25 protein-coding genes and 1 pseudogene are annotated in these 25,695 nt (G+C 66.5%); 13 read left to right on the forward strand and 13 right to left on the reverse strand.

All coding sequences use genetic code 11. The features are described from left to right. Position 1: 1 nt before the first annotated feature. The 4 genes from A0O31_RS04290 to A0O31_RS04305 are packed head-to-tail and all read right to left on the reverse strand — an operon-like array spanning position 2 to position 1,813. Positions 2–364 (reverse strand): roadblock/LC7 domain-containing protein, encoded by a 363-nt coding sequence (locus A0O31_RS04290; protein WP_039455234.1) that lies wholly within the window; start codon positions 362–364, stop codon positions 2–4. 14 nt (positions 365–378) lie between these two features. Beyond that, positions 379–699: a CZB domain-containing protein gene (locus A0O31_RS04295; protein ID WP_071676819.1), complete on the reverse strand. Its 321-nt coding sequence runs from the start codon at positions 697–699 to the stop codon at positions 379–381. Then, a complete protein-coding gene (locus tag A0O31_RS04300; protein WP_039455230.1) occupies positions 699–1,211 on the reverse strand; it encodes a GTP-binding protein in 513 nt (170 codons plus the stop codon). The genes A0O31_RS04295 and A0O31_RS04300 overlap by 1 nt, the downstream gene beginning before the upstream one ends. Next, positions 1,199–1,813 (reverse strand): DUF4388 domain-containing protein, encoded by a 615-nt coding sequence (locus tag A0O31_RS04305; RefSeq protein ID WP_071676820.1) that lies wholly within the window; start codon positions 1,811–1,813, stop codon positions 1,199–1,201. Before A0O31_RS04305 ends, A0O31_RS04300 begins: the two co-directional genes overlap by 13 nt. Positions 1,814–1,883: 70 nt before the next feature. Here A0O31_RS04305 and trmB point away from each other — a divergent pair, with 70 nt between their 5' ends. Both trmB and A0O31_RS04315 read left to right on the forward strand, forming a co-directional pair. After that, the gene (gene trmB / locus A0O31_RS04310) at positions 1,884–2,819 is read left to right on the forward strand and encodes a tRNA (guanosine(46)-N7)-methyltransferase TrmB (protein ID WP_071676821.1); all 936 of its coding nucleotides are present in this window, start codon (positions 1,884–1,886) and stop codon (positions 2,817–2,819) included. 19 nt (positions 2,820–2,838) lie between these two features. After that, positions 2,839–3,909, forward strand: a complete 1,071-nt coding sequence (locus A0O31_RS04315; protein WP_071676822.1) for a cystathionine beta-lyase — start codon at positions 2,839–2,841, stop codon at positions 3,907–3,909. A 40-nt stretch (positions 3,910–3,949) separates the two neighbouring features. Here A0O31_RS04315 and A0O31_RS04320 read toward each other — a convergent pair whose 3' ends face one another. Further along, a complete protein-coding gene (locus tag A0O31_RS04320; protein ID WP_039455224.1) occupies positions 3,950–4,414 on the reverse strand; it encodes an Hsp20/alpha crystallin family protein in 465 nt (154 codons plus the stop codon). A 97-nt stretch (positions 4,415–4,511) separates the two neighbouring features. On the opposite strand from A0O31_RS04320, the gene A0O31_RS04325 reads away from it, so the two are divergent. Continuing rightward, on the forward strand, positions 4,512–5,204 hold the full coding sequence (locus tag A0O31_RS04325; RefSeq protein ID WP_071676823.1) for a sulfurtransferase: 693 nt from the start codon (positions 4,512–4,514) through the stop codon (positions 5,202–5,204). On the opposite strand, the gene A0O31_RS04330 is transcribed toward A0O31_RS04325, so the two are convergent. Continuing rightward, positions 5,187–5,552: a zinc ribbon domain-containing protein gene (locus A0O31_RS04330; RefSeq protein WP_071676824.1), complete on the reverse strand. Its 366-nt coding sequence runs from the start codon at positions 5,550–5,552 to the stop codon at positions 5,187–5,189. The genes A0O31_RS04325 and A0O31_RS04330 overlap by 18 nt on opposite strands. Before the next feature lie 395 nt (positions 5,553–5,947). Here A0O31_RS04330 and A0O31_RS04335 point away from each other — a divergent pair, with 395 nt between their 5' ends. Continuing rightward, the gene (locus A0O31_RS04335) at positions 5,948–6,571 is read left to right on the forward strand and encodes an MBL fold metallo-hydrolase (RefSeq protein WP_071677916.1); all 624 of its coding nucleotides are present in this window, start codon (positions 5,948–5,950) and stop codon (positions 6,569–6,571) included. Continuing rightward, complete coding sequence (locus A0O31_RS04340) at positions 6,559–7,314, forward strand: zinc ribbon domain-containing protein (RefSeq protein ID WP_071676825.1); 756 nt, start codon at positions 6,559–6,561, stop codon at positions 7,312–7,314. Before A0O31_RS04335 ends, A0O31_RS04340 begins: the two co-directional genes overlap by 13 nt. Here A0O31_RS04340 and A0O31_RS04345 read toward each other — a convergent pair. After that, positions 7,311–7,739 (reverse strand): OsmC family protein, encoded by a 429-nt coding sequence (locus A0O31_RS04345; RefSeq protein ID WP_071676826.1) that lies wholly within the window; start codon positions 7,737–7,739, stop codon positions 7,311–7,313. The two genes, A0O31_RS04340 and A0O31_RS04345, sit on opposite strands and share 4 nt — an antisense overlap. A gap of 74 nt (positions 7,740–7,813) precedes the next feature. Between A0O31_RS04345 and A0O31_RS04350 the strand changes: the two genes are divergently transcribed. From A0O31_RS04350 to truA, 5 genes are all read left to right on the forward strand, one after another. Further along, positions 7,814–8,590, forward strand: a complete 777-nt coding sequence (locus A0O31_RS04350) for a metalloenzyme (RefSeq protein ID WP_071676827.1) — start codon at positions 7,814–7,816, stop codon at positions 8,588–8,590. Positions 8,591–8,668: 78 nt separating this feature from the next. After that, positions 8,669–9,658, forward strand: coding sequence for an iron ABC transporter substrate-binding protein (locus A0O31_RS04355; protein WP_071676828.1), 990 nt, complete (start codon positions 8,669–8,671; stop codon positions 9,656–9,658). Then, positions 9,659–11,212, forward strand: coding sequence for an ABC transporter permease (locus tag A0O31_RS04360; protein ID WP_071676829.1), 1,554 nt, complete (start codon positions 9,659–9,661; stop codon positions 11,210–11,212). It begins immediately after the preceding gene. Continuing rightward, on the forward strand, positions 11,191–12,240 hold the full coding sequence (locus tag A0O31_RS04365) for an ABC transporter ATP-binding protein (protein ID WP_071676830.1): 1,050 nt from the start codon (positions 11,191–11,193) through the stop codon (positions 12,238–12,240). Before A0O31_RS04360 ends, A0O31_RS04365 begins: the two co-directional genes overlap by 22 nt. Positions 12,241–12,249: 9 nt before the next feature. Then, on the forward strand, positions 12,250–13,014 hold the full coding sequence (truA, locus tag A0O31_RS04370) for a tRNA pseudouridine(38-40) synthase TruA (protein WP_071676831.1): 765 nt from the start codon (positions 12,250–12,252) through the stop codon (positions 13,012–13,014). A 38-nt stretch (positions 13,015–13,052) separates the two neighbouring features. Here the strand turns inward: truA and A0O31_RS04375 are convergent, their stop codons facing one another. From A0O31_RS04375 to erpA, 4 genes are all read right to left on the reverse strand, one after another. Continuing rightward, positions 13,053–14,240, reverse strand: coding sequence for an ABC transporter permease (locus tag A0O31_RS04375; protein WP_071676832.1), 1,188 nt, complete (start codon positions 14,238–14,240; stop codon positions 13,053–13,055). 9 nt (positions 14,241–14,249) lie between these two features. Continuing rightward, entirely contained in the window at positions 14,250–15,260 is a 1,011-nt protein-coding gene (locus A0O31_RS04380; protein ID WP_071676833.1) for an ABC transporter permease, read from the reverse strand. A 72-nt stretch (positions 15,261–15,332) separates the two neighbouring features. Next, positions 15,333–17,201, reverse strand: a complete 1,869-nt coding sequence (locus A0O31_RS04385; RefSeq protein ID WP_071676834.1) for a peptide ABC transporter substrate-binding protein — start codon at positions 17,199–17,201, stop codon at positions 15,333–15,335. Between the two features lie 147 nt (positions 17,202–17,348). Further along, entirely contained in the window at positions 17,349–17,729 is a 381-nt protein-coding gene (erpA, locus tag A0O31_RS04390) for an iron-sulfur cluster insertion protein ErpA (protein ID WP_071676835.1), read from the reverse strand. 85 nt (positions 17,730–17,814) lie between these two features. Between erpA and A0O31_RS04395 the strand changes: the two genes are divergently transcribed. The 3 genes and pseudogenes from A0O31_RS04395 to A0O31_RS04405 all read left to right on the forward strand — a co-directional run bounded on the left by A0O31_RS04395 (position 17,815) and on the right by A0O31_RS04405 (position 23,321). Then, positions 17,815–18,867 (forward strand): mechanosensitive ion channel family protein, encoded by a 1,053-nt coding sequence (locus A0O31_RS04395; protein ID WP_071676836.1) that lies wholly within the window; start codon positions 17,815–17,817, stop codon positions 18,865–18,867. A 10-nt stretch (positions 18,868–18,877) separates the two neighbouring features. Beyond that, positions 18,878–21,121, forward strand: a complete 2,244-nt coding sequence (locus tag A0O31_RS04400; protein WP_071676837.1) for a coiled-coil domain-containing protein — start codon at positions 18,878–18,880, stop codon at positions 21,119–21,121. Between the two features lie 20 nt (positions 21,122–21,141). Beyond that, positions 21,142–23,321 (forward strand): annotated as a pseudogene (locus A0O31_RS04405) (RelA/SpoT family protein). 121 nt (positions 23,322–23,442) lie between these two features. Here A0O31_RS04405 and A0O31_RS04410 read toward each other — a convergent pair. Both A0O31_RS04410 and A0O31_RS04415 read right to left on the reverse strand, forming a co-directional pair. Further along, positions 23,443–24,378: a transposase gene (locus A0O31_RS04410; protein WP_071676838.1), complete on the reverse strand. Its 936-nt coding sequence runs from the start codon at positions 24,376–24,378 to the stop codon at positions 23,443–23,445. A 930-nt stretch (positions 24,379–25,308) separates the two neighbouring features. Next, positions 25,309–25,689 carry a secondary thiamine-phosphate synthase enzyme YjbQ gene (locus A0O31_RS04415; protein ID WP_071676839.1) on the reverse strand — a complete coding sequence of 127 codons (381 nt, stop codon included), beginning with the start codon at positions 25,687–25,689 and terminating at the stop codon, positions 25,309–25,311. Between the last annotated feature and the right edge of the window lie 6 nt (positions 25,690–25,695).

Raw genomic sequence — 25,695 nt, forward strand, 5'->3', positions numbered from 1 at the left:
CTCAGAGAAGGTCCTTGAGGTGGCGGGCGGCCTCCCGGGCCTCGAGGTGAACCAGACCCAGGTTGGCCCCCGTGGGAAGCGCCAGCGCCAGCACCCCCTTCTCCCCCGCCTCATAGACCACGAAGTAGCCGTTTTGGCCCCGGATCACCGTCTCCTGAAACTCCCCCAGGCGCAAGGTGGTGGCGATGCGCTTGCCAAGCCCCAAGGAAGTGGCGGCCATGGCGGCGATCCTGGCCGCTTCCCCTTCGGGAAAGTCGTGCACCATGGGCAGCCCATCCGCCGAGGCCACCATCACGCCGGAAACCTCGGGAACCGCCTGCCTCAGACTGCGAATGAGGGTCTGAATCTCTTCTTGCCTGGTCATCCTCGTACCTCCCTTTACTGACCTAGGGTCAAGAGCAGGTGCTCTATCCTGCCAAAAAGCCGGTAAGCCTCGTTCATCCTCTCCCTGGCCTCAGCTTCCCGCCCCTCCTTCTTCAGGCTCACCGCCTGGGCGGTGAGGGCGTGGAAGGCTTCGTGCAGAGGGCCGATCTCCCGGAAAGCGGGAAGGTGGCCATAGACCTTCTCCCCTTCCCCGTGGTACCAGCGGCCCAAGGAACACTCCGTGGGCGGAGTGAGGGGCGGTTCCTCCCCTCCTTCCAAGAACTTCTCCACGTTTTCCAGATACCGCAGGTGCGCAAGGACGATGGCTTCCAGCATCATTCCCCTCCTGTGGCTAGCTCCACAAGGCGAGCAAGCGCCCGAAAGGCCTCCTCCCGCTTCCTGGCGTCCAGCCCCATCACCCGCTCCTCCGGCAGGCGCAGGTAGAGGGCCACCTCCCCCGGGGTCCAGGCCCGGCCCAGGTCCAGGCGCGTTACCCCCACCAGGTAGGGAACGGGGTGCCGCGAGAGAAAATAGTCCAGCATCCTGCGCGCCTCGGGGAGATGGTGGGGCCGGTCCCCCGCCACGAGGAAGAGGAGGCCCAAAGCGCCCTCGGCCAACACGTCCCACATGAAGTCAAAGCGCTCCTGCCCCGGAACGCCGAAGAGGTGGACCCGGTAAGGCCCCACCGCCAGGGTCCCGAAGTCCAGGGCCACGGTGGTGGTTTCCTTGCCCAGGTCCTCGCTGGCCTTGGCCTCCGTGGTCAGGGCCTCCTCCCCCAGGAGGCTTTTGGCCAAGGCGGTCTTCCCCGCCCCCACGGGCCCGGCCACCAGCACCTTCAGCGGCTCCATAGCCACCTAAGCTGGGCCAGGAGGCCCCGGGCCAAGGGATGGGCCCTGGCCTTCCTCTCCAGCCGCTTCACCGCCCCCAAAAGCTGAAGCCGGTAAAGGTAGAGGCGCACCTGGTCCAGGGGCAGGTGGAGCTTTTCCGCCAGCTCCTTGGCCGAGGCCCCCCGCTTAAGGTAGGGCAGGGCGAGGCGGAAGAAGTCCCGGAAGCGAGGGTCCTCGGGGGAGCTTCCCGCCGCCTGGAAGACCGCCTCGGGGTGGGGGAGGTAGGGGCGGTAGCGCTCCAGCTCGTCCTGCAGGGTCATCAGGCCCAGGAGGACCTTCTGCACGGGCAGGTTCAGGCGCACCCCGTGCTTGGGCCTCACCCCCGGAAGGAACTCAAAGCTTCCCTGCCGGGCCAAGAGGAGGGCGTGGAGGACAGCCTTGGCCGCCATGGGGTCCAGGGGCTCGCCCCGCTGCTCCAAGGAGCGGATGAAACCCGGCTCCAGGTGGATGGTGGTGGGAGGAATTTCCTTCAGGTTCCAAAGCTCCAACGCCCCCTCCTTCTGGGAAAGCATCTGCAAGAGCTCCTCCAGGGGCAGGGAATCCAGGCTTCCGAATAGGGCCATAACCGCCTCCCACCCTTAGCCTGGCAGCTCCCTGTGAAAAGGGTTTGAAAAGGCCGTATAATGCCCCCTCGTGCTGGTGCGCCCCGCCCTCCTTCCCGCTTGGCCCCCCTCCCCCCGGGACCTCTTTGGCCGGGAAGGCCCCCTGGTGCTGGAGATCGGCTTCGGGGACGGGCGCTTCACCCTGGAGCTGGCCCAGGCCCACCCCGACTGGCTCATCCTGGGGGCCGAGGTTTCGGCGGCGAGCGTCCTACGGGCCTACAAGAAGATGCGCCGCCACGGGGTGGAAAACGTGCGCCTTTACCACGGGGAAGGCCCCTTTGCCCTGCGGAACCTGGTGCCGGCGGGAGGCCTCGAGGCGGTCATCGTGAACTTCCCCGACCCCTGGCCCAAGAAGCGGCACCAGGAAAGGCGGCTTCTCCAGGAGGGCTTTTTCCGCAAACTTTCCACCCGGCTCAGGGAAGGAGGAAGCCTCCTCCTCACCACGGACCACGAGGGCTACTTCCGCTTCGCCCTGGAGGAGGCGGCCAAAACGGGGCTTTACCGGGTGGAGGTGAAGCCGCCCCCGGAGGCCCACCTGAGGACCAAGTACGCCCTCAAGTGGCGGGAGGCCGGGCGCCCCTTCTTCCACGCCGTCTTCACCAAGGTGGGGGAGGACCCCCACCCCTGGCCCCCCCTAAGGAGGTACGCCGTGGCCCACGCCCTACTGGAAGGAAACCTACCCGAAGCCCTGGAGCTAGGGAAAACCCCCGTGCCCCTCTCGGGCGGGGTGGCGGTGTTTTTGGAAACCGCCAAGGGGGAGAAGGGGTTTTACGTTCTCACCCACGTGGAGGAGGAGGACCTCACCCAAGACCTCCTCCTGGAGGTGCGGCCAAGCGCCCACGGGGTCTACGCCGGGGTGAGCCGCTTCGGGAGTCCCCTCATCACCGAGGGGGTGAAGGGGGCGGTGCGGGCTTTGGTGGAACGCTTGGAAGCCTTGGGCCTTAGGGTGGTCCAGGACCACACCTAGGCCCCGGTAAGATAAACCCATGACGCTACCCCCCCGCAAGGACTCCCTGAAGTGGGGCACCTACCCCGAGGACGTCTTGCCCCTTTGGGTGGCGGACATGGACTTCCCCGTGGCCGAGCCCATCGTGCGGGCCCTGAAGGAGCGGGCGGAAGGCTTTTTGGGCTACCCGCCCCGGGAGGGGGATTGGGAGCTCAAGGCCCTCCTCCTGGAGAGCACGGGCCTCGAGGGAGAGGTGGCCTTCCTGCCCGGGGTGGTGGTGGGGCTTTACGCCGCCGTGGCCGCCTTCACCGCCCCCGGGCAAGGGGTCTTGACCCAGCTTCCCATCTACCCCCCCTTCCTCGCCGCCATCCGCGAGCAGAAGCGCACCCTCCTGGCCAACCCCTTGCGGGAAACGGAGGAGGGCTACCGCCTGGACCTCCCCGGTTTGGAACGCCTGGCCTTCGCCAGCCGCCTCCTCCTCTTCTGCCACCCGCAAAACCCCACAGGCCGGGTCTTCACCGAGGAGGAGCTTTCCGCCCTGGCCGCCATCGCCCGCAAGCACGACCTCATCGTGGTTTCCGACGAACTCCACGCCCCCCTCACCTACGAAAGGCCCCACGTGCCCCTGGCCCGCTTCCTTCCCGAGCGTACCCTCACCCTCTTGGGCCCGGGCAAGGCCTACAACCTGGCGGGGCTCCCCATGGGGGCCGTGGTGGGGCCCAAGCCCTTGGTGGAAGCCCTGAAGCGCCACCTCCCCCACACCTTCCCCAACGTCCTCGCCATGGCCGCCTGGAAGGCGGCCCTAAGGGAAGGGGGGCCCTGGCTTCGGGAAACCCTGGCCCTCTTGAAGGCCAACCGGGAGCGGGTGGCCGCCTGGGCCAAGGAACTGGGCCTGGTCCACTTCCCCCCGGAGGGGACCTACCTGGCCTGGCTGGGCACGGGGATCCCCAAGGCCGCCGCCCACCTCCTTAAAGAGGCCCGGGTGGCCTTGAACCCCGGGGAGAGCTTCGGGGAAGGGTACGAGCGCTACGTGCGCCTCAACTTCGCCACCTACCCCGAGGTCCTGGAGGAGGCCTTAAAGCGCCTCGCCGAGGCCCTGCGGAAAGCCTAAGGCCCCCGGGCTTCCCCGGGGGCCTTAGCCCTTTAGGCCCTTACTGGACCACCTGGATGGGGATCCGCTTGGCCCGGGCCTCCGCCACCTTGGGCAGGGTGAGCCGGAGGATGCCGTGGCGGAACTCCGCCTTAGCCTCGTCCCCCTTGACCTCCACGGGAAGGGTGAAGGTGCGGACGAAGGAGCCGTGGGGGATCTCCTGGAGGTAGTAGCGGCGCGCCTGGGCATCCTGAGCCGGCTTCACCTGGCCCCGGATGGTGAGCTTGTTGCCCTCGAGGCTCACCTCCAAATCCTCCGGGGCGAGGCCCGGCACCGCCATCTCCAGGACCAAGGCCTCGTCCGTCTCGTAGAGATCGGCGGGGGCCACGTAGGTCACCACGGGCCGGCCGAAGTCGCCCAAGACCTCCTCAAAGAGCCGGTTGGCCTCCTCCAGGAGGGAGAGGGGACCCCAGGTCCTAAAGGGCGTGATCTCCAGAGGACGAGCGTCCCTACGCACCAGGGCCATACTCATCACCTCCACTTACACTTATATCACTTGCGCCTTCCTTTGTCAAGTATCCTCATCCAAAGCGCCTACCCCTGCGCCCCCTATAATCAAGGGCATGGAGCTTCCCCAAAACGCCCTCTTCGTGGACACCCGGCCCCGGCCCGCCTACGAGGCCGGGCACCTCCCGGGGGCCCGCCACCTGGACCTCTCCGCGCCCAAGCTCCGCCTGCGGGAGGAGGCGGAGCTTAGGGCGCTGGAGGCGGGCCTCACCGAGCTTTTCCAAAGCCTCGGCCTCCAAAGCCCCGTGGTCCTCTACGACGAGGGGCTCACGAGCCGGCTTTGCCGCACCGCCTTCTTCCTGGGCCTCGGGGGGCTTGAGGTACAGCTTTGGACAGAAGGCTGGGAGCCCTACGCCACGGAAACGGAGGAACCCAAGCCCGGGCGCACCCCGGTGGAGGCCCGCCTAAGGCGGGACTGGCTTCTCACCGCCGACGAGGCCGCCCGCCACCCCCTCCTCCTGGACGTGCGGAGCCCCGAGGAGTACCAGGGAAAGGTCCACCCCCCCTGCTGCCCCCGGGGCGGGCGCATTCCTGGAAGCCAAAACGTTCCCCTGGAGCACTTCCTTAACCCCGAAGGCCTCCTAGAACGGCTCGGCCTGGAACCTGGGCAGGAGGTGGGGGTCTACTGCCACTCCGGGGCCCGGAGCGCCGTGGCCTTCTTCGTCCTGCGAAGCCTCGGGGTGAGGGCGCGGAACTACCTGGGCTCCATGCACGAGTGGCTCCAGGAGGGGCTACCCACCGAGCCGTAAACCGCCCCACCCAAGCGCCAAGGCGCTCCGGTTGGGGCTTTCCGAGGGAGGAGGATGCAGAGAGGATACCCTCAGCATCCGGGCCGGTTTATCACGGCCCTCACCCAACGAGCCCCCTCTCCGGGCGACGATCCCCTGCGGAAGAGCCCGCAGCCCTGCGCGCATGGCGATGTTGTAGGCCGCCAGGCGGTCGGCGTTGTGCTGGAAGCCGCACCGCTGGCAGCGGAAAAGCGCCTGGCTCTGCCGGTGGGCGCGCCCTGGGGGGCCGTAGCGGGGACATACCTGACGGGTGTGCCGCGGGCTAACGGCCACCCCCCGCACCCCCTCGAGCCCGGCCAGGTCCTCCACCGCCAGGATGTCCCGGGGAGGAACGTCAAGGCGAAGGGTGAGGTGGATCCACCGCTTTCCCTCCTTCTTGAGAGGGTACCCGCCCCGGACGCCCTTGGCCCTTGCCCAAAGGTCCCGCTAGGGGGCCCCAAGCCTCTGGGGGCGGGGTTGCACGCCTCGGCGAGGCGCCCTACGCTGGCCTCCAGCGCCCTCTCCTTCGGGGGGCTCGAGGGTGCACCGGAGGGTGAGAGCTTGCACGGAAACATTCTAACTAAACCCGGAAAGGAGGTGTGCGGGTTTAGCCGCCTATGGGCGGCCTGGGGCTATTCCGCAGGGCGTGTTTGCCCTTCGGGCCAAGCCATCCCGACCAAACGGAAGTTTGGTCGGGGTCTTTCGCCCCAGACCCTAACCCCATGATGAAGGCCCACCGTCTGGTCCTAGGCCCCCTCCAGGAAAACGGCTACCTGGTGGAGACCCCCGAAGGGGCGGTCCTTATAGACCCGGGGGACGAGCCCGAACGGATCCTGGCCCTCCTCGCCCAAACGGGCCTCGCCCCCAAGGCCATCCTCCTCACCCACGCCCACTTTGACCACGTGGGGGCCGTGGCCCCCCTGGTGGCCGCCTACGGCTTACCCGTCTTCCTCCACCCCCTGGACCTCCCCCTTTACGAGCGGGCGGCGGAGGCGGCCCAGGCCTGGGGCTTCGCCATCCCCAAGCCCCCCCTGCCCGTGGAACCCCTGGCGGAGGGGATGGAACTCTTTGGCTTTAAGGTCCTCCACCTCCCCGGGCACAGCCCCGGGCACGTGGCCTTCTGGGACCCCATAGGCCAGAGGGTCTTCTCCGGGGACCTCCTCTTCCGGGGAAGCATCGGCCGCTACGACCTGCCCGGGGCTGACCCCAAAGCCCTTTTCGCCTCCCTAAGGCGCCTCCTCGCCCTCCCCCCGGACACCCTGGTCCACCCGGGGCACGGACCCTCCACCACCTTGGGCCTCGAGGCCCACACGAACCCCTTCCTCACGGGGTTAGAATGGGAAACGTGAACGGGCCGGACGCTCCCCACAGGGGACAACTCGAGGCGCTCAAGGCCCTCTTCGGGCTCCAAGAGAAGGATTTGGAAATAGATCGGCTCCAGCAAGAGGCGGAGAGCCTCCCCGAGGAGTTGCTTTCCGTCAAGTCCCAGGTGGAGGCCCTAGAAAGGGAGTTGGAAGACCTCCTAGAGCGCCAGGCGGAGTTAAGGAAGGAGTACAACCGCCACAGCCTGGACATAGAGGACCTCACCGCCAAGGAAAAGCAGGCGGAGGCCGAGCAGCGCCAGGCGCAAAGCGCCCGGGAGCAGACCCAGTACGAGAACCGCATCCAGCAGATCAAAGACCGGATCCGCGAACTTTTAGAGCTCTCCACCCCCATCATGGAGGCCATGGAGAACCTGGAGGCGGAGATCGCCCGCCTGGAAGCGGAGCTCGCCCAGCTAAGGCCCAGGCTGGAGGAACTCCTGGAGGCCAACCGGGTGCGGGTGGAGGCCCTCCAGGCGGAGATTAGGGCCAGGCTAGAGGAGCGGGCGGCCTTGGCCCACGGCATCCCCGCCCCCGTCCTCAAGGAGTACGAGGCCATCCGCCGGGCCCGCAAGGGCATGGGCATCGTGCGCATGGCCCGGCAAGGCCAGGTCTTCCGCTGCGAGGGGTGCAACGTGGTCCTGCCCACCCACGTGGCGCAAAAGGTCATTCAGGGGCAGCTCACCCGCTGCCCCTCCTGCGGCCGCCTCCTCTGGAAAGGGGAAGCCTAGACCAGCTTGGCCTGAAGGGTAATCTCCTTCACCCCCGCTAGCGCCCGGGAAACGGCGCAACCCTCCTTGGCCGCCTGGGCAATCTCTTGGAATTTCTCCGGGCTAATCCCGGGCACCTCCGCCTCGGTCAGGAGCTCAATCCGGGCAAGGGTAGGCTTCCCCTCCACCATCTCCAGGTGCACCCGGGCCTCAGTGGCCACCCGCTTGGGGGTATACCCCTCCCGCTCCAGGCTGGCGGCGAGGGCCATGGAGAAGCAGCCCGCATGGGCCGCGGCGATGAGCTCTTCCGGGTTCGTGCCCTCGCCTTCCTCAAAGCGCGAGGGGAAGGAATAGGGCCCCTCAAAGGCCTGGCTCTGGAGCCGCATGATACCCTTGCCCTGACGGAGACCGCCTTCCCATACCGCATTGGCTTTGCGCACCGGCATCGCTTTACCTCCGGTTCCAGGATACCGAACTATCGCAAGCCCATAGAAAGGCAGGGCACCTTTACACTGGCCTTGTGCTCTTCCTCTTCGTGGACGGCCTGGGCTTAGGGGAGGCGCTAGGGGACCTCTTTCCCCGCCTTTTAGACCTTTCCCCCAGGCCCCTGGACGCCACCTTGGGGGTGGAGGGCCTCCCCCAGTCGGGCACGGGGCAGACCACCCTCCTCACCGGGGTCAACGCCGCCCAGCTCCTCGGCCATCACCAGGGGCCCTTTCCGAGCCCTAGGCTTAAGCCCCTCCTCCGGCGAAGCCTTTACGCTTGGGCCAGGGAAGTAGGCCTAACCGTCCTTCACGCCAACGCCTACCGGCCGGAATACCTCAGGCGGGCCACGGAAGGGAGGAGGCTTCTCCTTTCCGCCTTCGCCCAGGCGGCAGGCCTGGCTGGCCTTTCCCTCCTCCCCCTGGGCCACCCCCTAGCCCTTCCCCCCGCTTTCTGGGAAGACCCTTACGGCATGGGCGCGCGGGCGGCCAGCCTATCCCGGGCCTTTGACCTTGTGGTCCTGGAGTACTGGGCCTTGGACCTCGCGGCCCACCGGGCGCCCGAAACCCTTCCCGAACGCTTCTGGGAGCTTTCCCTTTTTCTAGAAGGCTTCCTGGCGGAAGGGGGGGAGCTTCTTCTCACCTCGGACCACGGCAACGCCGAGGAACCCTGGCACCCCAGGCATACCCGGAACCCTGTGCCCCTCGTCTACACGGGGGAAGCCCCCTTCTGGCCGCAGGACCTTGCGGAGGTCCTCCCCTGGTTGCAAGCGATTATCGCTTCTAAATATAGAAAATCCGACCGGAATACTTGACTTTATCCCCCGGATGGGCTAGCCTACCCAGGCGGAGGGCGCCCTCGCCCCCGGAGGCATCCGGGGAAAGGAGGCTGGATGCGAAAGAGCATTGTTCTCACCCTCATCGGCATAACGGCCCTGAGCTTCGCCCAGGCCCAAACCCTGACCCTTTACTCCGGCCGGGGTCAAAGCCTGGTGGAGCCCTTGGTCAAGCAGTTCCAGGAGGAAACCGGGATCCGGGTTCAGGTGCGCTACGGTTCCGACGCCCAGATCCTGGCCGCCTTGCAGGAGGAGGGAAGCCGCTCCCCGGCGGACATTTTCTGGGCCAACACCGCTGGGGCCCTGGGCCAGGCGGCGGCGCGGGGGCTTCTTAGGCCTTTAGGGGAAACCCTCCTCCGGCAACCCCAGGCCTTCGTGCCCGCTTCCAAGGCCTGGGTACCGGTGACCGTGCGCCTGCGGGTCCTGGCCTATAATCCGCAGAAGTTCAAGCCGGAAGAGCTGCCGCAAAGCCTTCTAGACCTCCCCCGCTTCGCCCAGGAGAAAGGCCTCCAGGGCCGGGTGGGTTGGACCCCTACCTACTCCAGCTTCCAGGACATGGTGGCGGGGATGATCGCCCTTTACGGGGAAGCCAAGACCCGGGAGTGGCTCCTCGCCATGAAGGCCCTGAACCCCAAGGCCTACGCCTCCAACCCCGCCATGCTGGACGCCATCCGGGCGGGAGAGGTGGACCTGGGCTCCACCAACCACTACTACGTGGTCCGCTTCCGCCGGGCCGGGTACAACCTGGGGATGCACCATTTCCAGGATGGGGACGTGGGCAACCTGGCCTTGGTAACGGGAGCGGGAATCCTCAAGACCTCCAAGAACCTGGTGGCCGCCAACCGCTTCCTCACCTACCTCCTTTCCCCCAAGGGGCAGCAGTACTTTGTGGGCAACGTGGGGGAGTACCCCTTGGTGAAAGGGGTGGTGGTGGACCCGAACCTTCTCCCCTTGGACCAGGCCCTGCGGAAAAGCCCCAAGCTGGACTTTGAGCGCCTGCCCATGGACCAGGCCCTGAGACTCCTGCGCGATCTGGGCATCCTGTAGATGGTCCGCCCTCGAGGCCTCCACCACCTGCCCGGGCTCCTGCCCTTCCTGGTGCCCGCCCTCCTCACGGGGGGCGGGGTGGCCCTGCCCTTGGTCTACTTGGTCCTGCGGGCCCTGGAGGCCGAACCCGGCGCCCTAAGGGAAATCCTCCTTCGTCCCAAGAACCTGGAGCTTCTCCTCAACACCCTGGCCCTCCTCCTGGGCGTGCTCGCCCTCACCACCCTCCTCGCCCTGCCCCTCGCCTTCCTCACCACCCGCACGAACCTCAAGGGCAAGCGGCTCCTTTCCCTCCTCCTCACCCTGCCCCTCGCCATCCCCGGGTACGTGGGGGCTTATGTCCTCCTGGCCGCCACCGGGCCCGGGGGCATCCTACCCTTGCCCCGCCTCGAGGGGTACGTGGGGGCCCTTTTCGTCCTTTCCTTCATCACCTACCCCTACCTCTTCCTCTCCTTGCGCGCCGCCTTTTTGGGCCTGGACCCCGCCTTGGAGGAGGCGGCGAGGACCCTGGGGATGGGCCCTTGGCGGGCCTTCTTCCGGGCCGCTTTCCCCCAGCTTCTGCCCGCCTTGCTCTCGGGCTACCTGGTGGTGGGCCTCCACGTCCTGGGAGACTTCGGCACGGTGAGCCTCCTGCGCTACGAAACCTTCTCCTACGCCATCTACCTGCAGTACAGCGCCGCCTTTGACCGGGTGTACGCCGCCTGGCTGGCCCTGCTGCTCCTCCTTCTCACCGGGGGGCTTTTGTGGCTGGAGGGCCTTCTCCTCCGCCGCCTCACCCTGGCCCGCACCGGAAAGGGAGCAAGCCGGCACCATAAGCCCCTTCGCCTGGGACCCTTCGCCCCCTTGGGCTACGCCCTAGCCCTCCTCCCCCCTCTTGTCGCCTTGGCCCTTCCCCTCTATGCCCTCTTCCACCTGGCCCGCCGCTTTCCCCAGGAGGGGCTTAGCGGGCTCTGGGAGGCTTTAGGGCATTCCGCCTTGGCCGCGGCCCCCGCCGCCTTCTTGGCCGTGGGGATGGCCCTGCCCTTGGCCTACCTGGCGGTGCGCCTTCCCTCCCCCGCCTCCCGCTTCCTGGAGCGCCTGGCCTACCTGGGGTACGCCATCCCCCCCTTGGCCTTCGCCCTGGCCTGGATCTTCTTCAGCCTCCGGAGCCTTCCCTTCCTCTACGGCACCCTGCCCCTTTTGGTCCTGGTCCTCGCCTTCCACTTCCTGGCGGAGAGCCTGGGCCCGGTGCGGGGAGCGCTTTTCCAGGTGCCAAGGCGCCTGGAGGAAGCGGCGAGGACCCTGGGGGAAACCCCCACGGGGGCCTTCTTCCGCGTCACCTTCCCCCTCCTTTGGCGGGGGGCGGTGGCGGGGGGAGCCTTGGCCTTCATCGGGGCGGTGAAGGAACTCCCCATCACCCTCCTCCTGGCCCCCATGGGCTACGCCACCTTGGCCACCCGGGTTTTCAGCTACACTCAAGAGGCCATGTTCGCTGAGGCCGCCCCCTTCGCCCTCCTCATCGCCCTTCTTTCGGCGGCCTTTGTGGGGGTGCTGCTTTGGACCGAGCGCCGCTTTTAGCCCTAAAGGGCATCCGCAAACGCTTCGGGGAGCACGAGGTGCTGAAGGGGATAGACCTCGCCGTCTACCCCGGGGAGATCTTGGCCTTGCTTGGGCCTTCGGGTTGCGGCAAGACCACCCTCCTTAGGGTCATCGCCGGCCTGGAAAGCCCCGACGGGGGAAGGGTGGTTCTGGAGGGCCAAGACATCACCCACCTTCCCCCAGAAAGGCGGGGCATCGGCTTCGTCTTCCAGGACTACGCCCTCTTTCCCCACCTCACCGCCTTGGGCAACGTGGCCTTCGGGCTCAAGGGGAAAGACCGCCTGCTCCGGGCGCAGAAGGCCCTGGAACGGGTGGGCATGACCCTCTTCCAGCACCGCAAGCCCCAGGAGCTTTCCGGCGGGCAACAGCAGCGGGTGGCCTTGGCCCGGGCCCTGGCCCCCGGCCCCAAGCTGGTCCTCCTGGACGAGCCCTTCTCCAGCCTGGACGCAAGCCTCCGGGCCGCCACCCGGGAAGAGGTGCGCAAGGTGCTCAAAGAGACGGGCACCACCGCCCTCCTGGTCACCCACGACCAAGAGGAGGCCCTTTCCTTCGCCGACCGCCTGGGGGTGATGCGGGACGGAAAGCTCTTGCAGGTGGACACCCCCGAGGCGGTCTACCTTAGGCCCAAGACCCCCTTTGTGGCCCAGTTCCTGGGGCGCACCAACCTCCTTTCCGGGGAGGGGAAGGGGCGCTACGCCGAAACCTGCCTTGGCCCCGTGGCCTTGGCCGAGCCCGCCCACGGACCCCTTCTCCTTTCCCTGCGCCCCGAGGCCTTGCGGCTCGCCCCCCCGGAGGCGGGCGGGGCCTTAGGTCGGGTGGTGGCCCGGGAGTTCAAGGGGCACGACCTCACCTACCGGGTGCGCCTCCTGGCCCCGGAGCGGGAGGTCCTGGTGCAAGAGGGGCCGGAAAGCCCCTTCCGGGTGGGGGATGTGGTGGCGGTACAGGTGGTGGGGGAAGGGGTGGCCTTGGAAGGCCAAAGCCCCAAGGCCCCCGTGGGCACCGACTAAGCTTAGGGCGTGCGCCGCATCCTCCTCCTCGCCGAATACGACGGCACCCACTTCGCCGGGCTCCAGCGGCAACGGGAGGGCTTGCGCACGGTGCAGGGGGAGCTGGAGAAGGTCCTTCCCGCCATCGGGGCCCTCCCCAAGGCGGTGGCCGCAGGCCGCACGGACGCTGGGGTCCACGCCTTGGCCATGCCCTTCCACGCCGACCTCCTCGGCTCCATCCCCGTGGAACGGGTCCCCGAGGCCCTAAACCGCCTCCTCCCGGAGGACCTCAAGGTCCTCGCCGCCAGGGAAGTGGCCCAGGACTTCCACGCCCGCAAGGACGCCCTTTGGCGCGCCTACCGCTACCGGGTCCTCGTAAGGCCCCACCCCTCCCCCCTCCTGCGCCACCGGGTCCTATGGCTTCGGCGCCCCTTGGACCTGAAGGCCCTGGAGGAAGCCCTGCCCCTCCTCCTAGGGCGGCACAACTTCCTGGGCTTCGCCAAGGAGGAGGTGCGGGAGGGGGTTAGGGAGCTCTTGGAAGCCCGGCTCTTTGTGGTGGAGGGGGAGGGGGGCCTCGAGGTCCACTTCTATTTCAGGGGCACCAGCTTCCTCAGGGGCCAGGTGCGGGGGATGGTGGGCACCCTCCTGGAGGTGGGCCTGGGGAAGCGCCCCCCGGAAAGCCTAAAGGCCATCCTGGAAACCCAAGACCGCCGCCTCGCCGGCCCCTCGGCTCCTCCCCAAGGGCTTTACTTCGTGGAGGCAGCCTACCCGGAAGAGCGCCTGATGCCAAGGTAAAAGGGACCGGCTTAGCCGGTCCCTAAGCCCTAAGGCTCCTAAAGCCGGCTCCTCGGGTCCAAGGCGTCCCGCAGGCCGTCCCCCAGGTAGTTAAAGGCCAAGACGGTGATGAAGATCATGAAGCCCGGGGGCAGGGCCAACCACGGGGCGGTGAAGATGTACTCCTGGGCGTTGGTCAGCATGTTGCCCCAGGTGGCCACCGGGGGCTGGATGCCAAAGCCCAGGAAGGAAAGCGCCGCCTCCGTAAGGATCGCCCCACCCACTTGCAGGGTAGCCTGGACGATGAGGGGGGCCAAGGTGTTGGGCACCAGGTGGCGGAACATGATGCGGGCGTCCGTGGCCCCCAGGGCCTGGGCGGCGGTGGCGTAGTCCTGCTCCCGCAAGGAGAGGATGTTCCCCCGCACCAGCCTCGCCGTGCCCAGCCAACCGAAAAGCACCAAGATGGCGATGATGATGAAAACGCTCGCCGCATCCCCAAACACCCCTTGCGCCCACTGCCCCACCTTGACCCCAGGGTCCCGGAGGAGGGCGGAAAGCACCAGGAGGAGGGGCAGGGTGGGGATGGTGAGCATGAAGTCAATGAGCCGGCTGATGAGGATGTCCAGGTCCAGGCGGATCTCGCCTTTGAGGCCGTACCAGGCGGCCCAGAGCCCCAGGGCCAGGGCCAGGCCAAAGCCCAGGTAGCTCCCCAGGCTCCCCGCCTGGATCCCGTCTTTAGCCAGGGCCCAGGCGATGGAAAGGGCCAGGTAGAGCACCCCGTAGTAGAGGACCCAGGAGAAGACCCGCCAAAGGGCAAAGCTCCAGGGGTAAAACCCCTCCCGCTCCCGGCGCAGGGGACCCAGGTAGAAGCGCAGGGGACGCCCGGAGAAGTACCCCGCCAGCGTCCCCATGATGGTCCCCAGGATCACGCTGGAGAAGGCCACGGCAAAGCCCACCAGCAAGGAGATGCGGGAGCCATAGATGATGCGGGAAAGCACATCCCGCCCCAGGTCGTCCGTGCCCAGGGGGTGCTCCCGGGAAGGGGGGTTGAAGTAGTACTGGCCCACGTCCTCCCCCGTGGGCTGGGCCGTGGGGTCGTAGGGCGCAAGCCAGGGGGCAAAAATGGCCATAAGGATGAGGAGGAGGATGACCACCAGCCCCGCCATGGCCATCTTGTGCCGCCGCAAGCGGCGCCAAAAGAGGCTAAAGAAGGTCCTGGGCTTAGCGGATGCGGTTGCGGTCGCCATGGTTCACCTCTAGCTGTAGCGAATGCGGGGGTCCACCACCGCGTAGGCAAGGTCCGCCAACAGGTTGAAAAGGGCGGTCATCAAGGCCAAGAAGGCCAAGGCGGCCATGGCCACGTTGTAGTCCTTCTCCACCAAGGCGTCAAAGATGGCCCGTCCCATGCCCGGGTAGCTGAAGATGGTCTCGGTGATGGTGGCCCCGCCCAAAACCCCCGGGATGGCCAAGCCCACCAGGGTGACGATGGGGATGAGGGCGTTCCTTAGGGCATGTTTGTAGAGCACCACCCGCTCGGAAAGCCCCTTGGCCCGGGCGGTGCGGATATAGTCCTGGGAGAGAACCTCCAGAAGGGAAGCCCGCATGAACCGGGTCCACTCCGCCATCTGCAAGGAGGAAAGGGCGATGACCGGCAGGATGAGGTGCCAGGCCCATTGCCCCAGGAAGTACCAAAAGCTTATCGCCCCCGAGCGCACGTCCTCCCAAAGCACCCCAGGAACCCCTCCCGTGGGGAAGCGGGGGAAGCCCGGGATGTGGTCGGGTAACCAGATGGCGAAGAGGTAGAGGAGCAGGATACCCAGGAAGAAGACCGGCATGGAGAAGCCCACGAAGGAGAGGAAGGTGATGGCATAGTCTGCCAGGGAGTACTGGCGCACCGCGGAGAAAATCCCCACGGGGATGGCCACCAGAAGGGCCAGGGTCAGGGCCAGCCCCGAGAGGAGGAGGGTCTTGGGCAGGCGCTGCACGAAGATGTACTCCGCCGCGGAAATCCCGTAGGTGCGGCTATACCCCAAGTCCCCCTGGACCGCCCGGGAAAGCCACTTGAAGTAGCGGATGTGGATGGGCTGGTCCAGCCCGTAGGCCCGCTTCAAGGCCTCAAACTGCTCGGCGGTGATGCGGGGGTTCTGCCGCCTGAGCTCGTCCAAAGGATCCCCCGGCTGCAGGGCCAGAAGCGCATAGATGACCACGCTGGCCGCCAGGAGCAGGGGGACCATCTGCAAAAGCCTGCGCACCGTGTAGGCAAACACCCTTTTACCTCCCGTTTATGCCATTAAAAAGCCCGCTGGGAAACCCCAGCGGGCCCCACTATACCACCCGGGCTAGCGGATGGAAAGCGCGTACTTCGCCTGGTCCCACTTCTTCACGGCGCCGCGGCTTTCCCAGCCGATCTCCCAGGCGTTCCAGCCGGGGTAACCGTAGCCGCCCGCGTAAGCGCTGGCCACGTAGTTGACCAGGCCCTTCCGCACCACGTAGGGGTTGGCCCGGAAGTAGAGGGGCAGGGCGGGCAGCTCCTCGGCCCAGATCTCCTGGGCCCTCCAGAAGAGCTGCTTCCGCCTGGCCTCGTCAAACTCCAGGACACCCTGGCTCGTCAGACGGTCAAACTCGTCGTTGCGCCAGCCGCCGATGTTCTGGCCCTGGTAGTTGTTCTCCTTGGTGGGCACCATGATGGCCCCGGTGTTCAGGTTCTTGTACTGGAAGAGGGAGCCGTCCTCGCGCAGGTTGGACACCCAGGCGAACTCAAACAGCCCCGTCCACTTGCACTCGCTCGCCCTCTGGATGAACTCGTCGGCGAAGACCACGGCGGAGGGGGCGTTGTTGATCTTCACCGCGATGCCGATCTTCTTCAGGTCCTCGGCGAAGAACTGCTGCGTGCGCTCGCGGATGGCGTTGCCGGCGGTGGTCACGTACTCAATCTCAAAGCGCACGGTACGCCCGCCCACGGTGCGCTGCAGGATGCCGTCCGGCCCCTTCCTCCAGCCCATCTCCGCCAGGAGCGCCTCCGCCTTCTTCAGGTCAAACTCGTACTTCCGCACATTGGGGTTGAAGAGGGGGTTGACGGGGGCGATCCAGGTGTGGGCCACGGGCTGGAGGCCGTCAAAGAAGGCCTTCACCAACCCTTCGCGGTTCAGAGCGTGGAGGAGGGCCCGGCGGGTGCGGACGTCGTTCAGGCCCAGATCGCGGACCGCCTGGCAGTTCTCAAACTTGTTGATGTCGATGTGCTCCCAAATGGCCCCGGGCACGAACCAGATGTCAAAGCGGCCGGGGGCCCGGGAGGTCAGCTGACGGCTACGGCCCTGGTCAAAGGTGAGGGCCACGCCGGAGGTGGCGTCAATGGAGCCACCGATCACCGCCACCAGCAGGGAGTTGGTGTTCTGGATGAAGCGGTAGACCACCCTCTGCACGTACTTGCTCTCCCCACCCTCCGGCTTGATGGGGAAGTTGGGGTTCCGCTCCATCTCAATGGAGTTCCCCGGCACCCAGCGCTTCAACTTGAAGGCGCCCGAGTAGACCATGGTGCCCTTGTTGAGCTCCGCCGGGGTGGCGAACTTGAGGAAGAAGTTGCGGTAGAGCTCGTTGAGGCGCTGGGCGTCCTTGTCGGGGTCCAGGCCCCGGGCCGCCGCCTTCACCTTCTCCCACTCGGGCCCCATGATGTGCTTGGGGGCGTAGCCGATGGGGGAGCCGTAGGTGTCGTAGTAGTAGGCGGGCTCAAAGGCCACGGTGAAGTTGCGGGCGTCCTTTACCTGGAGCTGGACCCGCTCCCAGTAGTCGGGGTTCAGGACGGGCATCCCCTTGGCCTTGCCCACCTCGTAGTAGAAGGCCACATCCTCGGTGGTGATGGGCTTGCCGTCGGACCAGCGAGCATCGGAGCGGATGGTGAGGTCCATCTCCAGCCGCTTCTTGCCGCCGCCGATGTCCCGGACCCGCAGGCGCCCGTTCTGCTGGGTGGGCACCTCGGTGGCCAGCACGGGGAAGTTCTGGCTGTCGGCGTTGAAGCCGATCAGGGGAGCGAAGAGGTACTGCTCAATCTCGGTCTTGATGGACTGGTTGGAAATGACGTTGAGGAAGTCCCCCGCCAGCACCCGGGGCTCCTGGGAAGAGCCGATCACCAGGCTGTTGTCCTGGGGCCCCGCCAGGGCCAAGCCCAGGGCGGCTAAACCGAGTACAGCCAGCTTGCCTACTTTTCTCATACGGCCTCCTTTCGTGGTCGCGGCACTATCTTAGTGGCCAAGGGTATTATAAGGCCCCTTCCCGATAGGTCAATGGGAAAAGGGTAAGGGGGATGGGAAAAGGTTAAGGGGGCCTTGACCCAGGCCCCCCACCCCTTCCAGGAACACTCAGTGGCCGCAGGTACGGGCCTCCCCTTCCTGGTCCTTGGTGCGGAAGGAGTGGCCGCAACCGCAGGTGCTGGCGGCGTTGGGGTTGTGCACGGTGAACCCACCGCCCATGAGGCTTTCCACCCAGTCGATCTCCGAGCCCACCAGGTAGGGCAGGGACATGGGGTCCACCACCAGGCGCACCCCGTGCATCTCCACGAGGGTATCCCCCTCGAGCTCCCTCTCGTCCACGGCCATGCCGTACTGGAAGCCCGAGCACCCGCCGGACTTGATGTAGACCCGGATGGCCGCGTGCTCCTTGTTGTAGCGGGCCAGGATCTCCTTGGCCTTTTCCGCCGCCAGCGGGGTGATGCGGATAACCGCTTCCTGCGTTTCTACCATCCCCCAACCTCCTTACCCCGTAGCCTAGCATGACAGGGGTAGGACAAGGTGTCATAGCTCCCATACCCGGGCGTATATTGGCAGCATGTTCTGGCACCTGGTGGTGGTTTTGGTGCTGGTGGGGGTCCTGGGCCACCTGGGGGGAAGGCTCTCCGCCGCCTTGGCCCAAGCGGTGCCCGGAAGCCGGGACGACGCCTTTTTCCGGCTTTTGGGCTTCCTTTGGTGGGGGTTTTTGGCCGTGGCGGGGGCTTCTTACCTGGTCCACGCCCTGGGGCTTCCCCACGAGCCCTTCCGCACCTGGGGCGAAAGCCTAGTGCGCTGGGCCGGGGCCAAGGGAGTGGCGGCCCTAGGTGCCCTGGCCCTCACCTATTTGGGCTACCGCCTCACCCCTTTCCTCCTCGGCCAGCTCCCCGTGCCGGAAACAGGGGAGCACACCCGGGAGGCGGTCCGGCGGAAAACCCTCAGGGCCGTAGCCGAATCCGCCTTGCGGGTGGGCATCCTGGTCTTGGGAGGGCTCTTCTTTCTCTCCAACCTGGGCCTCAACGTCACCGCCCTCCTGGCGGGGGCCGGGGTGGCGGGGCTTGCGGTGAGCTTCGCGGCGCAGAACCTGATCCGCGACTTCATCAACGGCTTTTTCATCCTCCTAGAGGACCAGTACGGGGTGGGGGATATCGTCCAGATCGGCAATGTGGGGGGACAGGTGGAGCGCTTCACCCTAAGGATCACGGTCCTGAGGGACCTCGAGGGCCGCGTCCACTTCTTCCCCAACTCCGAGGTGCGCCAGGTCACCGTCCTCACCCAGGAGTGGAGCCGGGCCGTGGTGGACGTGGGTGTGGCCTACAAGGAAGACATTGACCGGGTCCTTAGGGTCTTCCAGGACGAGGTGGAGCGCTTCCACCAAGACCCCGAGTGGCAGGAGCGCTTCACCTCCCCTCCCGAGGTCTTGGGCGTGCAGGCCCTGGGGGACTCCTCGGTCGTGATCCGCGTCCTCTTCAACACCAAGCCCGCCCAGCAGTGGGCCGTGGCCCGGGAGTTCCGCCGCCGCATCAAAAAGCGCCTGGACCAGGAGGGGATAGAAATTCCCTACCCCCACCAGAAGCTCTACTTTGGAGAACCCTTGCGGCTAGAGAGGGTGTAGGCTAAGGGGGATGCCGGAGGTTTACAAGGAGATCCTAGAAGCCCTCCAGCCCCATCTGGGCCCCAGGGCCGAGGTGGTGCTGGACGAGGGCCTCAAGCGCTTGGGCAAGCGCCCTGCAGAGCTCACCCCCAAGGACGGGGAGTTCCTCCTGAAAGGCCTCGTCTTCCGCGAGCTCCAGGCCCGGCTAAGGCCGGAGGAGGCCCGGCGGGTGGTGGAAAACACCTTGGAAAGGATACGGGAAGCCCCCCTGGCCCTCGAGGACCTGGAGCGGGGGCTAAAGCGCTTCGGGCTTTACGTGGACTGGCCGGAGGTGGCCCGGCTTCGGGCGCTCATGGGCCGCCTCCGCCAAAGCCCCGACCCCGCCCTCCTCGCCGAGGCCAAGGCCCTGCTGGAGGCCCTGGAGGAAAAACAGGAAGAGGCGCTCCTACGCCAGGCCAAAGACCTGGCCCATCTGGAGGAAAGCCTGGAAAGGGTGCGCCACCTGGGCGGGCCCAAGGTGCGGAGGCTGGAAAGCCTCCTGGAGACCATCCGCCAAGCCCACGCAGAAGGGGTATGGGCCCAAGCGGAGGTGGAGCGGGCGAGGGCGCTGGCCTTAGAGCTCCGGAAGTTTCTGGAGTCCAGCGCCGTACGGGCCCCCACCCTGCCCGAGATGGTCTTTGAAACCCAAGAAAGCCCCCCTGAGGCCTCCGAAGACGTCTTCCTCACCGTGGAGGAGGCCAGCGAGCTGGAAGGGGAACTGGTCATTGACCTAGGCCCCTTATCCGAAGAGGCAAGCCAGCGCATCCAAGCCCTGGAGGTGGAAGAGGAAAGGCGCCGGTTGGAAGACCTCCTCGCCCGCCATGCCCACCTCCTGGAAAGGACCACGGTGAGCCCCTTGTTGGCCGAGGTCCAGGCCCTATTGGAGGCGGGCACCCCCGCCGGGGAAAGGCTAAAGGCCTTGGAAGAAGCCCTGGCCGAGGCGGAAAAAAACCTCCGGGCGGAGAAGCGGGCCCGGCTTATCCAGCTGGCGGAGGCCCTTAGGGCGCTTCCCCTTCCCGAGGCGGCCAAAGCCCCCTTGGAAAGCGCCCTGCGCCTGGCGGAGGAAACCCTCCAGGAAGGGGGCTACCCCGACCTCACGCCCCTGGAGGAGGGCCTAAGGCGCCTGGAGGAGGAGGCCCGGAGAAAGGCGGAGGAAGAAGCCCGCCTGGAAGAGGAACGGGAAACCCTCCTAAAGGAGCTTTCCCAAAGGGGAGAGGCCTTCGCCCCCCTGGCGGAGGAACTGAGAACCCTGCCCAAGGAACGCCTGGCGGAAGCTTTGCCGGAGATCCGCACCCGGTACGCCGAGCTGCTAAAGGCCCAGGGGGAGAGCGAGGCCCTCAAGGCCAAGCTGGAAGAGGCCCAAAGGGCCCTCCTCGCCCTCAAGCCCGAGGCTGAGGCCCTGGGGCTTGGGGAGGCGGTGGCGGAGGCGGAGCGGCTTCTCGCCGAGGGCAAGCTCCCCGACCTTCCCCACCTGCAAAGCCGCCTGGCCCAGGCCCAGGCGGAGGCCCGGGAAAGGGCCTTGGCAGAGCTTGCTCGCCTCCAGGTGCTGGCGGAGCGCTTCGGGGGCTTCGGCGGTGAAGCGGTCCTAAAGGCCATAGAGGAGGAAAAGCGCAAAGCCCTCCCTGACCCCACCCCCATCGCCCGGGCCCTGCAGGCCTTAAGGCGAAAGCTAGAGGCCAAGCGGGAGGAGCTTCTCACCCGCCTCACCGCCTTCTTCCAAAAGGAGGCCCAGCTCCAGGGGTTTGAAAGCGAAACCCGGCGCCGCCTCAAACCCCTCCTCGCCTTCTTGCAAGGCGCCAAGGAGAGGCTTCCCCTCTTGGGGCCCAAGGGGCTACTGCAGGTGGAGAAGACCCTGAACGAGGCGGAAGGCCTCCTAAGGGAGCTGGAGCGGGAGAAGGAAGCGGCCCAGGCCGTGCTCAAGGAGATTGGGCGGGAGGACCTGGAGGCCCTCCTCGGGGCCCTGGCTCCGGGAGAGGACCCCCTGGCCCGGCTCCGCCTGCCCGGGGTGGAGGTCCTAGGCTTCCTGGAAGACCCCCTGCCCCTGCCCAAGGAACCCCTCCTGGGCCTGATGGATGCCCTGGACCGCATGGACCAAAGCCTCGGGCTCAAGCGGGGACCCGTGGCCGTGCTCTTCGGGGAAAAGGCCTTGGTCCTCGCCCCGAAAGCCGGAAAGACCCTGGTGGCCATCCTGGAGAGGCCCAGCCTTTCCGCCTTCCTCCTGGAGCTTTCCGGCTAGGGGGTGCTAGACTAAAAATAGTGGTCAGCGCCCCGGCCCTTTGGGAAAAGCTGGAACCTTACCTAGAATACCTTCCCCCGGAGGACCGGGCGAAGGTGAGGGAAGCTTACCTTTTCGCCGAAGAGGCCCACCGGGGGCAGGTGCGCAGAAGCGGGGAGCCCTACATCACCCACCCGGTGGCGGTGGCGGAGATACTGGCCTCCTTGCGCATGGACGCCGACACCGTGGCGGCGGGGCTCCTCCACGACACCCTGGAGGACTGCGGCGTGGCCCCGGAGGAGCTGGAAAGGCGCTTCGGAGCCGGGGTGCGCCGCATCGTGGAGGGAGAGACCAAGGTCAGCAAGCTGTACAAGCTGGCCAACCTCGAGGGGGAGGAAAAGCGGGCCGAAGACCTCCGCCAGATGTTCATCGCCATGGCAGAGGACGTGCGCATCATCATCGTGAAGCTGGCCGACCGCCTGCACAACCTGCGCACCCTGGAGTTCATGCCCCCGGAAAAGCAGAAGCGCATCGCCCAGGAAACCCTGGAGATCTACGCCCCCCTGGCCCACCGCCTGGGGATGGGGCAGCTGAAGTGGGAGCTGGAGGACCTCTCCTTCCGCTACCTCCACCCCGAGGCCTACCAGGCCCTCCTCTCCCGCATCCAGGAAACCCAGGAGGCCCGGGAGCGCCTGGTCAAAAAGGCCATGGATGCCTTGGAGGAGGCCCTGAGGCGGGACGAGCTCCTCCAGGCCCAGCTTCAGGGCTTTGAGGTCACGGGCCGGCCCAAGCACCTCTACTCCATCTGGAAGAAGATGGAGCGGGAAAACAAAGCCCTGGAGCAAATCTACGATCTCCTGGCGGTGCGGGTCATCCTGGACCCCAAGCCAAGCCCCACGGAGGAAGGGCGGACCTTAAGGGAAAAGCAGGTCTGCTACCACGTCTTGGGCCTGGTCCACGCCCTTTGGCAACCCATCCCGGGCCGGGTCAAGGACTACATCGCCGTGCCCAAGCCCAACGGCTACCAGAGCCTCCATACCACGGTCATCGCCCTGGAAGGCCTTCCCCTGGAGGTGCAGATCCGCACCCGGGAGATGCACCGCATCGCCGAGTACGGCATCGCCGCCCACTGGCTCTACAAGGAGGGCCTCACCGACCCCGAGGAGATCAAGCGCCGGGTTTCCTGGCTCAAGAGCATCCAGGAGTGGCAGCAGGAGTTCAGCAGCTCCCGGGAGTTCGTGGAGGCGGTAACCCGGGACCTTTTGGGAGGCCGGGTCTTCGTCTTCACGCCCAAGGGGCGGATCATCAACCTGCCCAAGGGGGCCACCCCCGTGGACTTCGCCTACCACATCCACACCGAGGTGGGGCACCACATGGTGGGGGCCAAGGTCAACGGGCGCATCGTCCCCCTTTCCTACGAGCTGCAAAACGGGGAGATTGTGGAGATCCTCACCGCCAAAAACGCCCACCCCTCCAAGGGCTGGCTGGAGTTCGCCAAAACCCGGAGCGCCAAAAGCAAGATCCGGCAGTACTTCCGCGCCCAAGAGCGCCAGGAAACCCTGGAGCGGGGCCAAAGCCTCTTGGAGCGCTACCTGAAGCGCAAAGGGCTTCCCAAGCCCACGGATAGCCAGCTGGAGGAGGCGGCCAAACGCCTGGGCCTCCCCCTTCCCCGGAGGAGCTCTACCTGGCCCTGGCCCTAAACCGCCTCACCCCCAAGCAGGTGGCGGAAAAGCTCTATCCCCAGGCCCTCCTCAAGCCGGAAAAGCCCAAGCCTACTCCCAAGAACGAGTGGGGCATCCGCCTGGAGCAGGACCTCCAGGCCCCCATCCGCCTGGCCTCTTGCTGCGAACCCATGAAGGGGGATGCCATCCTGGGCTTCGTCACCCGGGGCCGGGGGGTCACGGTGCACCGGGCGGACTGCCCCAACCTAAGGCGGATCCTCCAGGGCCCGGAGGCGGACCGGGTCATCGGAGCCTACTGGGAAGGGGTGGGGGGGAAGGTGGCTACCCTCGAGGTCCTGGCCCAGGACCGGGCGGGCCTTCTGAGGGACGTGATGCAGGTGGTGGCGGAAGCGGGGAAAAGCGCCCTGGGCTCGGAAACCCGCATCCTGGGCCCCATCGCCCGCATCCGGCTCCGCCTTACCGTGCAGGATGGGGAGCGGGAAACCCTCTTGGAAGCCATCCGGGGCGTGAAGAGCGTGCAGGAGGCAAAGTGGTTGTGAAGAAAATCCATATACCCCCTCTCGTTGACATGCTTCTAGTTGTATCTTACAATCCCAAACCGAGGCTGAGCCTCAAAAGAAGAAAAAACCCCCTTTTCGGATATTCACCTGCGTACTCACCTCACGCCACCGCCCGCAACACCCGGGTGATGGGCAGACCCGCCTGCCCAAGAAGCTGGGCCACCACGCTCCAGGCCATCACCCAAGCTTCCACTTGCAGGGCCACCGCCTTCAGCCCCCGTACCCTCCCCACCGCCCCCACCAGCCCCATCGGCCCCTTCAGCAGACCAAAGACCGTCTCCAGCTCCCACCGCCGCCCCAAAAGCCTCCGGTACGCACCTCTCCCCCGCCGCCGCAGGTTCAAAAGCCGCCCCCTCCCCTTTGGCCTTCCCCGTCTCCGGTTATGCCCCGTCACCAGAAGCATCCCTCGCCTCCTCGTCAACCGAAAGTTGGCTTCCCCCTCGTAGGCCGCGTCCGCCACCACCACGGGGGGCTTCTCCCCAGGAAACCTCTCCACCCCCCAGAGCATCCCCCGCCCCACCGGGGAGTCGTGCCATGAGGCCGGGGTCACCCGTAGGGCCAGCACCTCCCCCGTGTCCAGGTCCACGAGGAGGTGGAGCTTGTACCCATAAACCCAGCCCCCATCCGAGCCCACGCCCCAAGCCGCCTCCCCATCCGACCTCTGGGCGGGGAGAAGGGTGGCGTCCATGGCCAGCACCCGCCTCCCCCGGCCCACCCGCTTCCCTCCCCGCAGGAGGGGCCAGGGTAGCTTCCGGCTCCGCTCGCTGAGGGTGGCAGAGGAGGGAACGCGCTCTAGACCGAGGCGCTTGCGGAGCCTAGGGTTGCGGGCCAGTTCCCGGCGCATGCGTTCGCTGGAGAAGCCCAGGAGGGCGCGGACCAGGTGGAAGAGAAAGAGGCTGAGGTCGGAGAAGGTCCTGGGCCTGCCGGGTTTTCTCTCCCCTTCTGGCAAGCGGGCTTGGAGCCATGCCTGGAGCAGGGGGACCAGTTCCTCCAGGGGCAGGGGTAGGATGGAAGGGGGCGTCTGGTGTTCTTCCACAGCTCACCAAGCGCCCCCTTTTCCTTTGGCTTGTCAAGGGGGTATGCATTGAATATCCGAAAGGGGGGAAGAAAAAAGGGGGAAATGGGCTATGAAAGGGCGCTTCCTAGGTGTAGGAGTTTTGCTGATCCTGCTCCTTGCGGCCTGTGGCGGCCAAGGAGGGGGTACCCGCACAGCCAACGCCACGGTGGGGACGTGGAATTATGGTGGCCAGAACGTAGGTATTGCCCTCGTGCTCTGGACGGTGCTCCCTGAACCTACCCATCCTGACGGATTTGTCATTAATGTTACAGGCCCGAACAACCTTTCCTGGTCTGCTGGCCCAAATCGCTCTTCTGTTGTCGGGCCTGCCTTCTGGTGGTGGAGGAACAGCTCTCTTATACCCTCTTCTGGAGAGTACCGCATCGCAGCTTCCCTACCAGGAAACCCCAATTTCAGCCGCACCCTGCAGGTGGACGCCACTGCCACCCTACCCCAGCCGCAGGGCGTCACACTCCAAGCCACGACCAACACCGCCACCATCAGCTGGCAGGCCGTAAGCGGAGCCCAGTCTTACTATGTGGAGCTATGGCAGCTGGATAACAACAACAACCTTTCCGCACTTAGGTTTTCGTGGTATACCACCGCCACCCAAGTCCAGTTCACCCAAGCGGCCCAGATCACCCTACCCCCGGCAACTACCGGGCCAGGGTCTTCGCCGCCAACGTGGACTTTACAAAGTTCGGTAACCTAGACCAAGCGGCCCAACTAGACCCACAGTTTAAGCTCTCCTCGGCTCTGAGTAGCTCCGCTATCCAGGTGCAGTCCACAGGAACCCTGCGGGTGCTAGAGTTGCCGCATCAGGGTCCTGAACCCGATGCCGGAACGAGCGACTAGCTAAGGCCCAGCTTGGAGGACTAAGGGGCCGCCTTTAGGGGCGGCCCTGAACCCTTAAAGGAACCCCACCCACACCTCCCGCATCCTCGGCCCGTCAAACTCCGCCAGGAAGACCTGCTGCCAGCGCCCCAGGCGGAGCCTGCCCCCCTCAGCGAAAAGGAGGAGGTGGACCCCGGTGAGGAGGCTTTTCAGGTGGGCGTGGGTGTTGCCCTCGGCGTGGCGGTCCTTGGGGTGGAAGCGGGGGGCAAGCTCGTCCAAGCGGGCGAGGAGGTCGCGGGCCACATCGGGGTCCGCCCCCTCCTGGACCAGGAGGCCGCAGGTGGTGTGGGGCACGAAGAGGTAGACGAGGCCCGTGTGCCCCTCCAAGGCCGCCTCCACCAGCCCCGTGATGTTCACCAGGCCCTCCGCAGGCGTGCGCACGCTCAGCTTCCGCATAAGGCC

The sequence above is a fragment of the Thermus brockianus genome (assembly GCF_001880325.1).
In the GTDB taxonomy this organism is placed as follows: domain Bacteria; phylum Deinococcota; class Deinococci; order Deinococcales; family Thermaceae; genus Thermus; species Thermus brockianus.

Coding starts and splice junctions, on each gene's coding strand:
- A0O31_RS04295 (WP_071676819.1), bottom strand. CDS start 699: ATGCTGGAAGCCATCGTCCTTGCGCACCTGCGGTATCTGGAAAACGTG.
- A0O31_RS04325 (WP_071676823.1), top strand. CDS start 4,512: ATGGAGCTTCCCCAAAACGCCCTCTTCGTGGACACCCGGCCCCGGCCC.
- A0O31_RS04385 (WP_071676834.1), bottom strand. CDS start 17,201: ATGAGAAAAGTAGGCAAGCTGGCTGTACTCGGTTTAGCCGCCCTGGGC.
- A0O31_RS04320 (WP_039455224.1), bottom strand. CDS start 4,414: ATGGCCCTGGTGCGTAGGGACGCTCGTCCTCTGGAGATCACGCCCTTT.
- A0O31_RS04300 (WP_039455230.1), bottom strand. CDS start 1,211: ATGGAGCCGCTGAAGGTGCTGGTGGCCGGGCCCGTGGGGGCGGGGAAG.
- A0O31_RS04315 (WP_071676822.1), top strand. CDS start 2,839: ATGACGCTACCCCCCCGCAAGGACTCCCTGAAGTGGGGCACCTACCCC.
- A0O31_RS04335 (WP_071677916.1), top strand. CDS start 5,948: ATGAAGGCCCACCGTCTGGTCCTAGGCCCCCTCCAGGAAAACGGCTAC.
- A0O31_RS04355 (WP_071676828.1), top strand. CDS start 8,669: ATGCGAAAGAGCATTGTTCTCACCCTCATCGGCATAACGGCCCTGAGC.
- A0O31_RS04290 (WP_039455234.1), bottom strand. CDS start 364: ATGACCAGGCAAGAAGAGATTCAGACCCTCATTCGCAGTCTGAGGCAG.
- A0O31_RS04395 (WP_071676836.1), top strand. CDS start 17,815: ATGTTCTGGCACCTGGTGGTGGTTTTGGTGCTGGTGGGGGTCCTGGGC.
- A0O31_RS04305 (WP_071676820.1), bottom strand. CDS start 1,813: ATGGCCCTATTCGGAAGCCTGGATTCCCTGCCCCTGGAGGAGCTCTTG.
- A0O31_RS04400 (WP_071676837.1), top strand. CDS start 18,878: ATGCCGGAGGTTTACAAGGAGATCCTAGAAGCCCTCCAGCCCCATCTG.
- erpA (WP_071676835.1), bottom strand. CDS start 17,729: ATGGTAGAAACGCAGGAAGCGGTTATCCGCATCACCCCGCTGGCGGCG.
- A0O31_RS04415 (WP_071676839.1), bottom strand. CDS start 25,689: ATGCGGAAGCTGAGCGTGCGCACGCCTGCGGAGGGCCTGGTGAACATC.
- A0O31_RS04360 (WP_071676829.1), top strand. CDS start 9,659: ATGGTCCGCCCTCGAGGCCTCCACCACCTGCCCGGGCTCCTGCCCTTC.
- A0O31_RS04375 (WP_071676832.1), bottom strand. CDS start 14,240: ATGGCGACCGCAACCGCATCCGCTAAGCCCAGGACCTTCTTTAGCCTC.
- A0O31_RS04345 (WP_071676826.1), bottom strand. CDS start 7,739: ATGCCGGTGCGCAAAGCCAATGCGGTATGGGAAGGCGGTCTCCGTCAG.
- A0O31_RS04340 (WP_071676825.1), top strand. CDS start 6,559: ATGGGAAACGTGAACGGGCCGGACGCTCCCCACAGGGGACAACTCGAG.